This is a genomic window from Serratia sp. SCBI, assembly GCF_000747565.1.
Classification (GTDB): domain Bacteria; phylum Pseudomonadota; class Gammaproteobacteria; order Enterobacterales; family Enterobacteriaceae; genus Serratia; species Serratia ureilytica.
The window spans coordinates 454,234-467,213 of the sequence record NZ_CP003424.1; the positions used below are offsets into that span (position 1 = coordinate 454,234).

11 protein-coding genes and 2 tRNA genes are annotated in these 12,980 nt (G+C 57.2%); all 13 read left to right on the forward strand.

Annotated features, from left to right (window positions below):
• The first annotated feature begins 103 nt into the window (after window positions 1-103).
• The 13 genes from secG (at window position 104) to SERRSCBI_RS02130 (ending at window position 12,955) form a co-directional block, all read left to right on the forward strand.
• A complete protein-coding gene (secG, locus tag SERRSCBI_RS02075; RefSeq protein WP_004933519.1) occupies window positions 104-439 on the forward strand; it encodes a preprotein translocase subunit SecG in 336 nt (111 codons plus the stop codon).
• 70 nt (window positions 440-509) lie between these two features.
• Window positions 510-596: transfer RNA gene (locus SERRSCBI_RS02080), tRNA-Leu, on the forward strand.
• Between the two features lie 60 nt (window positions 597-656).
• A tRNA-Met gene (locus SERRSCBI_RS02085) sits at window positions 657-733 on the forward strand.
• 219 nt (window positions 734-952) lie between these two features.
• Window positions 953-1,405, forward strand: coding sequence for a ribosome maturation factor RimP (rimP, locus tag SERRSCBI_RS02090; RefSeq protein ID WP_033644179.1), 453 nt, complete (start codon window positions 953-955; stop codon window positions 1,403-1,405).
• Between the two features lie 21 nt (window positions 1,406-1,426).
• Entirely contained in the window at window positions 1,427-2,935 is a 1,509-nt protein-coding gene (gene nusA, locus SERRSCBI_RS02095; protein WP_004933514.1) for a transcription termination factor NusA, read from the forward strand.
• Window positions 2,936-2,958: 23 nt separating this feature from the next.
• Window positions 2,959-5,649, forward strand: a complete 2,691-nt coding sequence (infB, locus tag SERRSCBI_RS02100; RefSeq protein WP_019453339.1) for a translation initiation factor IF-2 — start codon at window positions 2,959-2,961, stop codon at window positions 5,647-5,649.
• A 70-nt stretch (window positions 5,650-5,719) separates the two neighbouring features.
• A complete protein-coding gene (gene rbfA, locus SERRSCBI_RS02105; RefSeq protein ID WP_004933508.1) occupies window positions 5,720-6,130 on the forward strand; it encodes a 30S ribosome-binding factor RbfA in 411 nt (136 codons plus the stop codon).
• Window positions 6,130-7,074, forward strand: a complete 945-nt coding sequence (truB, locus tag SERRSCBI_RS02110; protein ID WP_033641660.1) for a tRNA pseudouridine(55) synthase TruB — start codon at window positions 6,130-6,132, stop codon at window positions 7,072-7,074. The genes rbfA and truB overlap by 1 nt, the downstream gene beginning before the upstream one ends.
• 124 nt (window positions 7,075-7,198) lie before the next feature.
• Window positions 7,199-7,468 (forward strand): 30S ribosomal protein S15, encoded by a 270-nt coding sequence (gene rpsO, locus SERRSCBI_RS02115; protein ID WP_004933502.1) that lies wholly within the window; start codon window positions 7,199-7,201, stop codon window positions 7,466-7,468.
• A gap of 256 nt (window positions 7,469-7,724) precedes the next feature.
• On the forward strand, window positions 7,725-9,842 hold the full coding sequence (gene pnp / locus SERRSCBI_RS02120) for a polyribonucleotide nucleotidyltransferase (RefSeq protein WP_016929321.1): 2,118 nt from the start codon (window positions 7,725-7,727) through the stop codon (window positions 9,840-9,842).
• A gap of 128 nt (window positions 9,843-9,970) precedes the next feature.
• Window positions 9,971-10,855 (forward strand): lipoprotein NlpI, encoded by an 885-nt coding sequence (gene nlpI, locus SERRSCBI_RS02125; protein ID WP_004933495.1) that lies wholly within the window; start codon window positions 9,971-9,973, stop codon window positions 10,853-10,855.
• Window positions 10,856-10,977: 122 nt separating this feature from the next.
• Entirely contained in the window at window positions 10,978-11,052 is a 75-nt protein-coding gene (gene yrbN, locus SERRSCBI_RS25310) for a protein YrbN (protein WP_223182019.1), read from the forward strand.
• Window positions 11,042-12,955, forward strand: a complete 1,914-nt coding sequence (locus SERRSCBI_RS02130) for a DEAD/DEAH family ATP-dependent RNA helicase (protein WP_042783534.1) — start codon at window positions 11,042-11,044, stop codon at window positions 12,953-12,955. The genes yrbN and SERRSCBI_RS02130 overlap by 11 nt, the downstream gene beginning before the upstream one ends.
• Window positions 12,956-12,980: the final 25 nt, after the last annotated feature.

Sequence of the window (12,980 nt, forward strand, 5' to 3'; positions counted from 1 at the left end):
GTTAGTATTCACACCCGCTTCAGTAGGCAGTTTATAAAAACGCCTGCTTGATGAGTGTGAAGCATTTGGCATGCGGTAAGGCCGCAAGGATACGGGTACTACTATGTACGAAGCTCTTCTGGTAATTTTCCTGCTGATCTCAATCGGGCTGGTTGCTCTGATTATGTTGCAGCAAGGTAAAGGCGCTGATATGGGAGCCTCTTTCGGAGCAGGTGCATCAGGCACATTGTTCGGTTCGAGTGGTTCCGGTAACTTTATGACCCGCATGACTGCTGTGCTGGCGACGTTGTTCTTCGTCATCAGTCTGATTCTGGGCAACCTCAGCAGCAACCAGAGTAAGAAAGGCAGCGAGTGGGAAAACCTGGGTCAGCCAGTGAAAACTGAGCAGACGACCGCGCCGGCGGCACCAGCCAAGCCGAGCAGCGATATCCCGCAGTAAGCCGCAACAAAGTTTGAAAACGGTGGTTGTGAACTCGAAAGAACAACGGCCGTTAGCAGTAAGAATCAGTACCGAGGTGGTGGAATTGGTAGACACGCTACCTTGAGGTGGTAGTGCCCTAACGGGCTTGTGGGTTCGAGTCCCATCCTCGGTACCAAATCCCAGAGATAACTTGCAATTTTGCGATTATCGGCGTAGTATTTGCCACGTTTTCGGACGCGGGGTGGAGCAGCCTGGTAGCTCGTCGGGCTCATAACCCGAAGGTCGTCGGTTCAAATCCGGCCCCCGCAACCACTTTCCTTTAAGTGTTTTATTTTCAAATACACTTTTCGATTGAAACCCGCTTTTCTCGATCAACATTTGAAAATGACACTTGCTCGAAAGTTGTACCGAGGCCGCCTAGCGGCAAACAGGGTCCAGTTGCATAAAGCCCCGATTTTTCGGGGTTTTTTTGTTATTTGGCAACAGAATCACTGGGCTATTTAGCCCTTTTTTTATGTCTTGGGGGTGGGCTTGTCCACATTAGAGCAAAAGTTAACAGAGATGCTTTCGGCACCGGTAGAAGCGTTGGGCTTTGAGCTTGTAGGCATCGAATTCATTCGTGCGCGCCAATCGACGCTCCGCATCTATATTGATAGTGATAACGGCATCAATGTTGATGATTGCGCTGATGTCAGCCACCAGGTCAGCGCTGTATTGGACGTCGAAGATCCAATCACGGTCGCTTACAACTTGGAAGTCTCCTCTCCTGGCCTTGATCGCCCGATGTTCACCGCAGAACACTATACGCGTTACCTCGGTGAAGAAGTCAGCCTGGTTCTGCGCATGGCGGTACAGAACCGTCGCAAGTGGCAGGGTATTATCAAGTCTGTCGAAGGCGAGATGATCACGGTTACTGTGGAAGGGAAAGATGAAGTGTTCGCGCTGAGCAACATCCAGAAAGCGAACCTGGTACCCCACTTTTAAAGTTTGGAAGAGGCAACTAGGATGAACAAAGAGATTCTGGCTGTTGTTGAAGCAGTTTCCAATGAAAAATCCCTTCCGCGCGAGAAGATTTTCGAAGCGCTGGAAACTGCATTAGCCACCGCAACCAAGAAAAAATACGAGCAGGAAATCGACGTGCGCGTCAGCATTGACCGCAGAACCGGCGATTTCGATACCTTCCGCCGTTGGGTCGCCGTAGACGAAGTGACTCAGCCGACGCGTGAAATCACGCTGGAAGCCGCTCAGTTTGAAGATCCGAGCATCGAGCTCGGCGGATACGTCGAAGATCAGATCGAATCCGTGACCTTCGACCGCATCACCACCCAAACCGCCAAGCAGGTTATCGTGCAGAAAGTGCGCGAGGCCGAGCGCGCGATGGTGGTCGACGCTTTCCGTGAACACGAAGGTGAGATCGTCACCGGCGTGGTGAAGAAAGTGAACCGTGACAGCATCGCGCTGGATCTGGGCAACAACGCCGAAGCGGTCATTGGCCGTGAAGACATGCTGCCGCGCGAAAACTTCCGTCCGGGCGACCGCATTCGCGGCGTATTGTATGCCGTACGTCCCGAAGCTCGCGGCGCGCAGCTGTTCGTCAGCCGTTCCAGCCCGGAAATGCTGAAAGAGCTGTTCCGCATCGAAGTGCCGGAAATCGGCGAAGAAGTGATCGAGATTAAAGCGGCAGCCCGCGATCCAGGCTCCCGTGCGAAAATTGCAGTGAAAACCAACGACAAGCGCATCGATCCGGTCGGCGCCTGCGTAGGTATGCGCGGTGCGCGCGTTCAGGCCGTGTCGAGCGAGCTCGGCGGCGAACGCATCGATATCATCCTGTGGGATGATAACCCAGCGCAATTCGTCATCAACGCCATGGCGCCGGCCGACGTCGCGTCGATCGTGGTAGACGAAGATAACTGCACCATGGATATCGCCGTTGAAGCCAGCAACCTGGCGCAGGCGATCGGCCGTAACGGCCAAAACGTGCGTTTGGCTTCCCAGCTGCTGAAACAACACCGCGGCGACGATCGTTGGGAACTGAACGTGATGACGGCGGACGACCTGCAGGCCAAGCACCAGGCCGAGGCTCATGCCGCTATTGATACCTTCACCAAGTATCTTGATATCGACGAAGATTTCGCCACCGTACTGGTTGAAGAAGGCTTCTCCACGCTGGAAGAGCTGGCCTACGTGCCGATCAAAGAGCTGTTGGAAATCGACGGTCTGGATGAAGATACGGTTGAAGCATTGCGCGAACGCGCCAAAGCTGCATTGACCACGCTGGCCCTGGCACAAGAAGAAAGCCTGGGCGACAACAAACCGGCCGACGATTTGCTCAACCTGCCGGGTCTTGAGCGCAGCATGGCCTTTAAACTGGCCGCGCGTGGGGTTTGTACGCTGGAAGATCTTGCCGAGCAGGGTGTTGACGATCTGGCTGATATTGAAGGGCTTAGCGATGAGCAAGCCGGCGAGCTGATCATGGCTGCACGCAATATCTGTTGGTTTGGCGACAACGCGTAATAACTGTAGCAGGAAGGAACAGCATGACGACAGATGTAACCGTAAAATCGCTGGCAGCAGAGATTCAGACTCCGGTTGATCGCCTGGTACAGCAGTTTGCTGATGCAGGGATCAACAAGTCCGAGTCGGACTCTGTTACCCAGCAAGAAAAAGAAACATTACTGGCGCACCTGAACCGTGAACACGGCAGCGCGCCGGGTAAACTCACTTTGCAGCGCAAAACGCGCAGCACCTTGAATATCCCGAGCACCGGCGGTAAAAGTAAATCGGTGCAAATTGAGGTCCGCAAGAAACGCACTTATGTAAATCGCGATACGCAGGAAGCCCAGTTGGCTGAAGCGGCAGAGCAGGCACAGCGTGAAGCGGAAGAGCAGGCACGGCGCGAAGCGGAAGAGCTCGCAAAACGCGAAGCGGAAGCGAAGCGCGCAGCCGAAGAGCAAGCCAAACGTGAGGCCGCGGAGATTGCTAAGCGTAATTCAGCGGAAAAAGAAAAAGTGACCAATCAACATACCGACGAAATGACCAAGCCAGCTCAGGCGGAAAAAGCACGCCGTGAAGCCGAAGCCGCTGAACTGAAACGTAAAGCGGAAGAGGAAGTGCGCCGCAAGGTTGAAGAGGAAGCCAAGCGCGTGGCGGAAGAAGCCCGTCGCATGGCCGAAGAGAACGGCGAGAAGTGGGCCCAGGCCGACGCGGCTAGTGCTGCGGTTGAAAGCGCCGACTATCACGTGACCACCTCTCAGCACGCCCGTGCCGCTGAAGACGAAAACGACGCCAAAGTTGAAGGCGATCGTCGCAGCCGCACCCGCGGCGGCAAAGCCACCAAGCAGAAGAAAGGCAACAAGCTGTCCGAATCCAAAGCGGATCGTGAAGAAGCGCGTGCCGTTACCCGTGGCGGCAAAGGCGGCAAACGCAAGCCTAGCGCTCTGCAGCAGGGCTTCAACAAGCCGGCGCAGGTGGTTAACCGTGACGTGGTGATCGGTGAAACCATCACCGTGGCCGAGCTGGCCAACAAGATGGCGGTCAAAGGTTCTCAGGTCATCAAAGTGATGATGAAACTGGGCGCCATGGCCACCATCAACCAGGTTATCGACCAGGAAACCGCACAGCTGGTTGCCGAAGAGATGGGCCACAAAGTTATCCTGCGTCGTGAAAACGAGCTGGAAGAAGCGCTGATGAGCGACCGTGATACGGGCGCTGCGGCCGAGCCGCGCGCGCCGGTCGTGACCATCATGGGCCACGTTGACCACGGTAAAACCTCTCTGCTGGACTACATCCGCTCCACCAAAGTGGCGGCGGGCGAAGCCGGCGGCATTACCCAGCACATCGGTGCCTACCACGTAGAAACCGAGAACGGCATGATCACCTTCCTGGACACCCCGGGCCACGCCGCGTTTACCTCGATGCGTGCTCGCGGTGCTCAGGCGACTGACATCGTGGTTCTGGTGGTGGCGGCCGACGACGGCGTGATGCCACAAACCATCGAAGCTATCCAGCACGCGAAAGCGGCGCAGGTGCCATTGGTGGTTGCGGTGAACAAAATCGACAAACCGGAAGCCGATCCGGACCGCGTTAAGCAGGAACTGTCTCAGTACGGCGTTATGCCGGAAGAGTGGGGCGGCGAAGCGCAGTTCGTTCACGTGTCCGCGAAAGCCGGTACCGGTATTGACGAGCTGCTGCAGGCCATCCTGCTGCAGGCCGAAGTTCTGGAGCTGAAAGCGGTCCGCAGCGGCATGGCGAGCGGCGTAGTGATCGAGTCCTTCCTGGATAAAGGCCGTGGCCCGGTTGCTACCGTGCTGGTTCAGGAAGGTACGCTGAACAAGGGCGACATCGTCCTGTGCGGCTTCGAATACGGCCGTGTGCGTGCGATGCGCGACGAGCTGGGTCGTGAAGTGACCTCCGCCGGTCCGTCTATCCCTGTGGAAATCCTGGGTCTGTCCAGCGTGCCTGCAGCGGGTGACGAAGCGACCGTGGTGCGTGACGAGAAGAAAGCGCGTGAAGTGGCGCTGTACCGTCAGGGCAAGTTCCGCGAAGTCAAACTGGCGCGTCAGCAGAAGTCCAAGCTGGAAAACATGTTCGCCAACATGACCGACGGCGAAGTGTCCGAGCTGAACATCGTGCTGAAATCCGACGTACAGGGTTCTTGCGAAGCGATCAGCGATTCGCTGCTGAAACTCTCCACCGACGAAGTGAAGGTGAAGATTGTCGGCTCCGGCGTAGGTGGGATCACCGAAACCGACGCGACGCTGGCTGCGGCTTCCAACGCCATCATCCTGGGCTTCAACGTGCGTGCCGACGCTTCTGCGCGCCGCGTAATCGAAGCGGAAAGCCTGGATCTGCGTTACTACTCCGTGATCTATAACCTGATCGACGAAGTGAAGCAGGCGATGAGCGGTATGCTGGCGCCGGAATACAAGCAGCAGATCATCGGCCTGGCCGAAGTGCGCGACGTGTTCAAATCGCCTAAGTTCGGCGCTATCGCCGGCTGTATGGTTACCGAAGGGACCATCAAGCGTCACAACCCAATCCGCGTACTGCGCGACAACGTGGTTATCTATGAAGGCGAGCTGGAATCCCTGCGCCGCTTCAAAGATGACGTTAACGAAGTCCGTAACGGCATGGAATGTGGTATCGGCGTTAAGAACTATAACGACGTGCGCGTCGGCGACATGATCGAAGTGTTCGAAATCATTGAGATCCAACGCACCATCGCTTAACGATTGCACATCTGCTTATATCTGTTTACGGGGGGCCTTTGTGCCCCCCGATTTGTCTGGAGAATCCAAAATGGCAAAAGAATTCAGCCGCGGTCAACGCGTGGCGCAAGAGATGCAGAAAGAGATTGCGATCATTCTGCAGCGTGAAGTGAAAGATCCGCGCGTCGGCATGGCGACCGTTTCCGGCGTGGAAGTGTCCCGCGACCTGGCGTATGCCAAGGTTTACGTCACCTTCCTGAACGTGCTGACCGAGAACCACGATCCGGATCTGGTCACCAACGGCATCAAAGCGTTGCAGGACGCTTCCGGCTATATCCGCACCCTGCTGGGCAAAGCGATGCGCCTGCGCGTGGTGCCGGAGCTGACCTTCGCTTACGACAACTCCCTGGTGGAAGGCATGCGCATGTCCAACCTGGTGACCAACGTGGTGAAGAACGACGCAGAGCGCCGTTCCGCCTCAGGCGATGACAAGGAGGATTAATGAGTCGCCCTCGTCGCCGCGGCCGTGACATCCACGGCGTTCTGTTGCTGGACAAGCCGCAGGGATTGTCGTCCAACGATGCGCTGCAAAAAGTAAAACGTCTGTACAACGCCAACCGAGCGGGCCATACCGGCGCGCTCGATCCGTTGGCGACCGGCATGCTGCCTATCTGCCTGGGCGAAGCGACCAAGTTTTCGCAATACCTGCTCGATTCCGACAAGCGCTATCGGGTGATCGCCAAGCTGGGGCAGCGTACCGATACCTCCGACGCCGACGGGCAGATCGTGCAGGAACGCCCGGTGAACTTCACCCAGGCGCAGCTCGACGCGGCGCTGGACACCTTCCGCGGCGACATCCAGCAGGTGCCGTCGATGTATTCGGCGTTGAAATACCAGGGCAAGAAACTCTACGAGTATGCGCGCCAGGGCATCGAAGTGCCGCGCGAAGCGCGCAGCATTACGGTGTACGAGCTGCAGTTTATCCGCTGGGAAGGGGATGAACTCGAGCTGGAGATTCACTGCTCGAAAGGCACCTACATCCGCACCATCACTGACGATCTCGGCGAGCTGCTGGGTTGCGGCGCGCACGTGATCTATCTGCGCCGCCTGCAGGTGGCGACTTATCCCATCGCGCGCATGGTGACGCTGGAACAGCTGAACGCCTTGGTGGCGCAGGCGCAGGAACAAGCGATCGCGCCCGGCGAGCTGCTCGATCCGCTGCTGATGCCGATGGACAGCCCGGTTGAGAACTATCCGGAAGTGAATTTGCTGCCGGTGGTGGCGGGTTACGTCAAGCAGGGGCAACCGGTGCAAGTGGCCGGCGCGCCGGCATCCGGCCTGGTGCGCATCACCGAGGGTGAAGAGCGGAAATTCATCGGCGTTGGCGACATCGCCGAGGATGGTCGCGTGGCGCCGCGCCGCCTGGTGGTTGAGCATTTCGACTGACGGCGGGGCACTGCGTCGCCTTGCGATCGCACTGCGCTAAGAGTAGAATGGCGCAGCTTATGCATTGGGTTGCTGAATTAGAGATCGGCGCCTGTTTTTATTATCTATAATCTGGAGTATTACAATGTCTCTAAGTGTTGAAGCTAAAGCTCAAATCGTAGCTGATTTCGGTCGTGGTACTAACGACAGCGGTTCTACCGAAGTTCAGGTTGCCCTGCTGACTGCGCAGATCAACCATCTGCAAGGCCACTTCTCCGAGCACAAAAAAGATCACCACAGCCGTCGTGGTCTGCTGCGTATGGTTTCTCAGCGTCGTAAGCTGCTGGACTACCTGAAGCGTAAAGATGTAGCACGTTACACCAGCCTGATCGAGCGTCTGGGTCTGCGTCGCTAATCTAGCAAGTTTCAGTGGAAAGGGGCCTATTTTGGCCCCTTTCTTCTAGGAAGCATAAGCAAATCAGGTTAATGTATTACTGATGTTTCCAAACAGGTTCTTCCGTTACAGAGGTTCGCGCGGCTAATGAGAGGCTTTATCTCCCGCCTGAGATAAGGATTGTCATTAGTCGCGAGGATGTAGTGAGAAGGCAAATCGAGTCACAGGCGTGTCGAGTCGTCAATGCGATTGCGCGCCGTTAATCAAGGATATAATTTTGCTGACACCGATCATTCGCAAATTCCAGTATGGCCAGCATACCGTCACCATCGAAACCGGTATGATGGCGCGTCAGGCCACCGCCGCCGTTATGGTGAGCATGGATGACACCGCCGTATTCGTTACCGTCGTTGGCCAGAAAAAAGCCAAGCCGGGCCAGAGCTTCTTCCCGCTGACCGTTAACTACCAAGAGCGTACCTACGCCGCCGGCCGTATCCCGGGCAGCTTCTTCCGTCGCGAAGGCCGTCCGAGCGAAGGCGAGACCCTGACTTCCCGTCTGATCGACCGCCCGATCCGTCCACTGTTCCCGGACAGCTTCCTGAACGAAGTTCAGGTGATCGCGACCGTGGTTTCCGTTAACCCGCAGGTGAACCCGGACATCGTTGCGATGATCGGTGCCTCTGCCGCCCTGAGCCTGTCCGGTATTCCGTTCAACGGCCCAATCGGCGCAGCGCGCGTAGGTTACATCAACGATCAGTACGTACTGAACCCAACGACTGACGAACTGAAAGAAAGCCGTCTGGATCTGGTGGTTGCCGGTACCGCCGGCGCGGTGCTGATGGTGGAATCCGAAGCGGACGTGCTGAGCGAAGATCAGATGCTGGGCGCCGTGGTGTTCGGCCACGACCAGCAGCAAGTTGTTATCGAAAACATCAACGCGCTGGTTGCCGAAGCCGGCAAGCCGAAGTGGGATTGGCAGGCGCCTGCGGTCAACGAAGCGCTGCACGCGCGCGTGGCTGAACTGGCCGAAGCTCGCCTGGGCGACGCTTACCACATCACCGAAAAACAAGAGCGTTACGCTCAGGTTGACGCGATCAAAGACAGCGTGGTTGAAACCCTGCTGGCGCAGGACGAAACGCTGGACGCCGGCGAAATCCAGGACATCCTGGGCACCGTCGAGAAGAACGTGGTGCGCAGCCGCGTACTGCGTGGCGAGCCGCGTATCGACGGCCGTGAAAAAGACATGATCCGTGGCCTGGACGTGCGCACCGGCGTACTGCCGCGCACCCACGGTTCCGCGCTGTTCACCCGTGGCGAAACTCAGGCGCTGGTTACCGCGACCCTGGGCACCGCGCGCGACGCACAGAACCTGGACGAGCTGATGGGCGAGAAGACCGACAGCTTCCTGTTCCACTACAACTTCCCTCCGTACTCCGTAGGCGAAACCGGCATGGTCGGTTCTCCTAAGCGTCGTGAAATCGGTCACGGTCGCCTGGCGAAACGCGGCGTATTGGCTATGATGCCTAAACCGGAAGATTTCCCGTACACGGTTCGCGTGGTGTCTGAAATCACCGAATCCAACGGTTCTTCTTCCATGGCTTCCGTGTGCGGCGCGTCTCTGGCGCTGATGGACGCCGGCGTGCCAATCAAGGCTGCCGTTGCGGGTATCGCGATGGGCCTGGTGAAAGAAGCCGACAACTATGTGGTTCTGTCCGACATTCTGGGTGACGAAGATCACCTGGGCGACATGGACTTCAAAGTGGCCGGTAGCCGCGACGGTATCACCGCGCTGCAGATGGACATCAAAATCGAAGGCATCACCCGCGAAATCATGCAGGTGGCTCTGAACCAGGCCAAGGGCGCGCGTCTGCACATCCTGGGCGTAATGGAACAGGCTATCAGCACCCCGCGCGGCGATATCTCCGAATTCGCACCGCGTATTCATACTATCCGCATCAACCCGGATAAAATCAAAGACGTGATCGGTAAGGGCGGTTCCGTTATCCGCGCGCTGACCGAAGAGACTGGCACTACCATCGAAATTGAAGATGATGGTACAGTTAAAATCGCTGCGACCGACGGTGAGAAAGCGAAATTCGCTATCCGTCGCATCGAAGAGATCACGGCAGAGATCGAAGTGGGCCGTATCTACCAGGGTAAAGTGACCCGTATCGTTGATTTCGGCGCATTCGTCGCTATCGGCGGTGGTAAAGAAGGCCTGGTGCACATTTCTCAGATCGCCGACAAGCGCGTTGAGAAAGTGACCGACTATCTGCAGATGGGTCAGGAAGTGCCGGTTAAGGTACTGGAAGTTGACCGTCAGGGCCGCGTGCGTCTGAGCATCAAAGAAGCGATGGCGCCGGAAGCAGGTTCACCTGCGCCTGAAGCAGAATAACTGTATAGATAGTTTTACAGCTCCCCGCCACGGGGTTGGGAGCTGTTCGTATCGCGCGGGTAGGATGCCCGCGTTTTAGCAAACGGAGGACAGGACGTTCATCCAATGTTTGTCTTCGGGAGTGGGAAATGAAGCCTTTCTTGCGCTGGTGTTACGTTGCGACAGCACTCATGCTGGCAGGATGCAGCAACCATGATTGGCGTAAAGACGAAGTTTTGGCAATCCCGTTGCAGCCTACGTTGCAGCAGGAAGTGATCCTGGCGCGCATGGAACAAATTCTTGCCAGCCGGGCACTGACGGATGACGAACGCGCACAGCTTTTATATGAGCGCGGTGTGCTGTATGATAGCCTCGGGTTACGTGCATTAGCGCGCAATGATTTCTCGCAGGCGCTGGCGATACGTCCCGACATGCCGGAAGTTTTCAACTACCTGGGCATTTACTTAACGCAGGCAGGCAATTTTGATGCTGCCTATGAAGCGTTTGATTCTGTACTAGAGCTTGATCCAACTTACAATTACGCGCGTTTAAACCGGGGCATCGCACTGTACTATGGCGGCCGCTTCCCGTTGGCGCAGGATGATCTGCAGGCGTTTTATCAAGACGACCCAAACGATCCCTTCCGTTCGTTATGGCTGTATCTGGTGGAGCGAGAAATCGATCCCAAGAAGGCCGAGGTAGCGCTTCAGCAGCGCTATGACAAAGCGGACAGAGGGCAATGGGGATGGAATATTGTCGAATTCTACCTGGGCAAGATCAGCGAAAAAACGCTGATGGAACGCCTCAAGGCAGATGCAACGGATAACACTTCGCTCGCTGAGCATCTCAGTGAAACTGACTTCTATTTGGGTAAACACTACCTGAGTCTGGGGGACAAGGACACCGCTTCGGCGCTGTTCAAACTGACGGTGTCTAACAACGTTCACAACTTCGTTGAGCACCGCTATGCATTGTTGGAATTGGCGCTTTTGGGCCAAGAGCAAGACGACCTATCGGAATCGGACCAGCAATAGCTGACGAACACCTATCAGCCTGATGAACATTGGTTTTTAACCAAAGTTATCGCCTTAACGGGCGAGGGCTTTTTTGTTCGTTTTATAATCTAATTTGAGCCGGTTCACACTTTTCAATGAAAATGACTGAAAATTTTCTCGACGAGTTATGTAGACTGGCTGCCATTATTAATGAGGCACGTGTACATGACGACTGAGTTTGAAACCTCTTTTGCCGATCTGGGGCTGTCTGCTCCAATCATTTCCGCCCTGAACGATCTGGGCTATGAAAAACCATCTCCGATCCAGGCTGAGTGTATTCCTCACCTGTTGAACGGCCGCGACGTGCTGGGCATGGCACAGACCGGTAGTGGTAAAACTGCAGCGTTCTCGCTGCCGCTGCTGCACAACCTGCAGGCAGACCTGAAAGCACCTCAGATCCTGGTGCTGGCACCGACCCGCGAACTGGCGGTTCAGGTTGCTGAAGCGATGACCGATTTCTCCAAACACATGAACGGCGTCAACGTGGTAGCCCTGTACGGCGGCCAGCGTTACGACGTGCAGCTGCGCGCTCTGCGCCAGGGCCCGCAAATCGTTGTGGGTACCCCAGGCCGCCTGCTGGACCACCTGAAGCGCGGCACCCTGAACCTCTCCAACCTGAGCGGTCTGGTGCTGGATGAAGCCGACGAAATGCTGCGCATGGGCTTTATCGAAGACGTAGAAACCATCATGGCTGAGATCCCGGCTGAACATCAGACCGCGCTGTTCTCCGCTACCATGCCGGAAGCGATCCGTCGCATCACCCGCCGCTTCATGAAAGAGCCGCAGGAAGTGCGCATCCAGTCCAGCGTCACCACCCGTCCGGACATCAGCCAGAGCTACTGGTCGGTCTACGGCATGCGTAAAAACGAAGCGCTGGTGCGTTTCCTGGAAGCCGAAGACTTTGACGCGGCGATCATCTTCGTTCGTACCAAGAACGCGACCCTGGAAGTGGCCGAAGCGCTGGAGCGCAGCGGTTACAGCAGCGCCGCGCTGAACGGCGACATGAACCAGGCGCTGCGTGAGCAGACCCTGGAGCGCCTGAAAGACGGTCGTCTGGATATCCTGATCGCCACCGACGTTGCGGCCCGTGGCCTGGACGTTGAGCGCATCAGCCTGGTTGTCAACTATGACATCCCGATGGACTCCGAGTCTTACGTTCACCGTATCGGCCGTACCGGTCGTGCGGGCCGCGCCGGCCGCGCGCTGCTGTTCGTGGAAAACCGCGAACGCCGCCTGCTGCGCAACATCGAACGCACCATGAAGCTGACCATCCCGGAAGTGGAGCTGCCGAACGCAGAACTGCTGGGCGAGCGTCGTCTGGCCAAGTTCGCCGCGAAAGTTCAGCAGCAGCTGGAAAGCAGCGATCTGGATCTGTACCGCGCGCTGCTGACCAAACTGCAGCCGGAAGAAGAGCTGGATATGGAAACCCTGGCCGCAGCGCTGCTGAAAATGGCTCAGGGCGAACGTCCGCTGATCCTGCCACCGGATCCGGTCTTCAAGCCGCGTCAGCGTCGTGAGTTCAACGACCGTGACGATCGCCGCGGCGACCGTCGTGACAGCCGCGACAGCCGTGACGGCGATCGTCCGCGTCGCGAACGTCGTGACGTTGGCGAAATGCAGCTGTACCGCATCGAAGTGGGCCGTGACGATGGCGTAGAAGTCCGTCATATCGTTGGCGCTATCGCTAACGAAGGCGACATCAGCAGCCGTTACATCGGCAACATCAAGCTGTTCGCTTCCCACTCCACCATCGAGCTGCCAAAAGGCATGCCGGGCGAGATCCTGAATCACTTCACTCGCACTCGCATCCTGAACAAGCCGATGAACATGCAGCTGCTGGGCGATGCACAGCCGTTCGAACGTCGCGAGCGTCGTGACGGCGGCGAGCGTCGCGGCAACGGTCGTCCGTTCAACGGCGAACGTCGCGAAGGCGGCCCACGTCGTTCCTTCGGCGAACGTCGTGAAGGCGGTAACGGCGGTGAGCGTCGTGGCGGTAACTACAACCGTGACGGCAAGCCGGCGCCACGCCGTGATGACGGCGCACCGGCGGCACCACGTCGTCGTTTCGGCGACGCGTAATCGCCGATTCACCGTTCGCGGTGAG

Bases quoted from the DNA above. Each gene is read 5' to 3' on its own strand.
- infB (WP_019453339.1), top strand. From the start codon at position 2,959: ATGACGACAGATGTAACCGTAAAATCGCTGGCAGCAGAGATTCAGACT.
- nusA (WP_004933514.1), top strand. From the start codon at position 1,427: ATGAACAAAGAGATTCTGGCTGTTGTTGAAGCAGTTTCCAATGAAAAA.
- SERRSCBI_RS02130 (WP_042783534.1), top strand. From the start codon at position 11,042: ATGACGACTGAGTTTGAAACCTCTTTTGCCGATCTGGGGCTGTCTGCT.
- secG (WP_004933519.1), top strand. From the start codon at position 104: ATGTACGAAGCTCTTCTGGTAATTTTCCTGCTGATCTCAATCGGGCTG.
- rpsO (WP_004933502.1), top strand. From the start codon at position 7,199: ATGTCTCTAAGTGTTGAAGCTAAAGCTCAAATCGTAGCTGATTTCGGT.
- truB (WP_033641660.1), top strand. From the start codon at position 6,130: ATGAGTCGCCCTCGTCGCCGCGGCCGTGACATCCACGGCGTTCTGTTG.
- rbfA (WP_004933508.1), top strand. From the start codon at position 5,720: ATGGCAAAAGAATTCAGCCGCGGTCAACGCGTGGCGCAAGAGATGCAG.
- nlpI (WP_004933495.1), top strand. From the start codon at position 9,971: ATGAAGCCTTTCTTGCGCTGGTGTTACGTTGCGACAGCACTCATGCTG.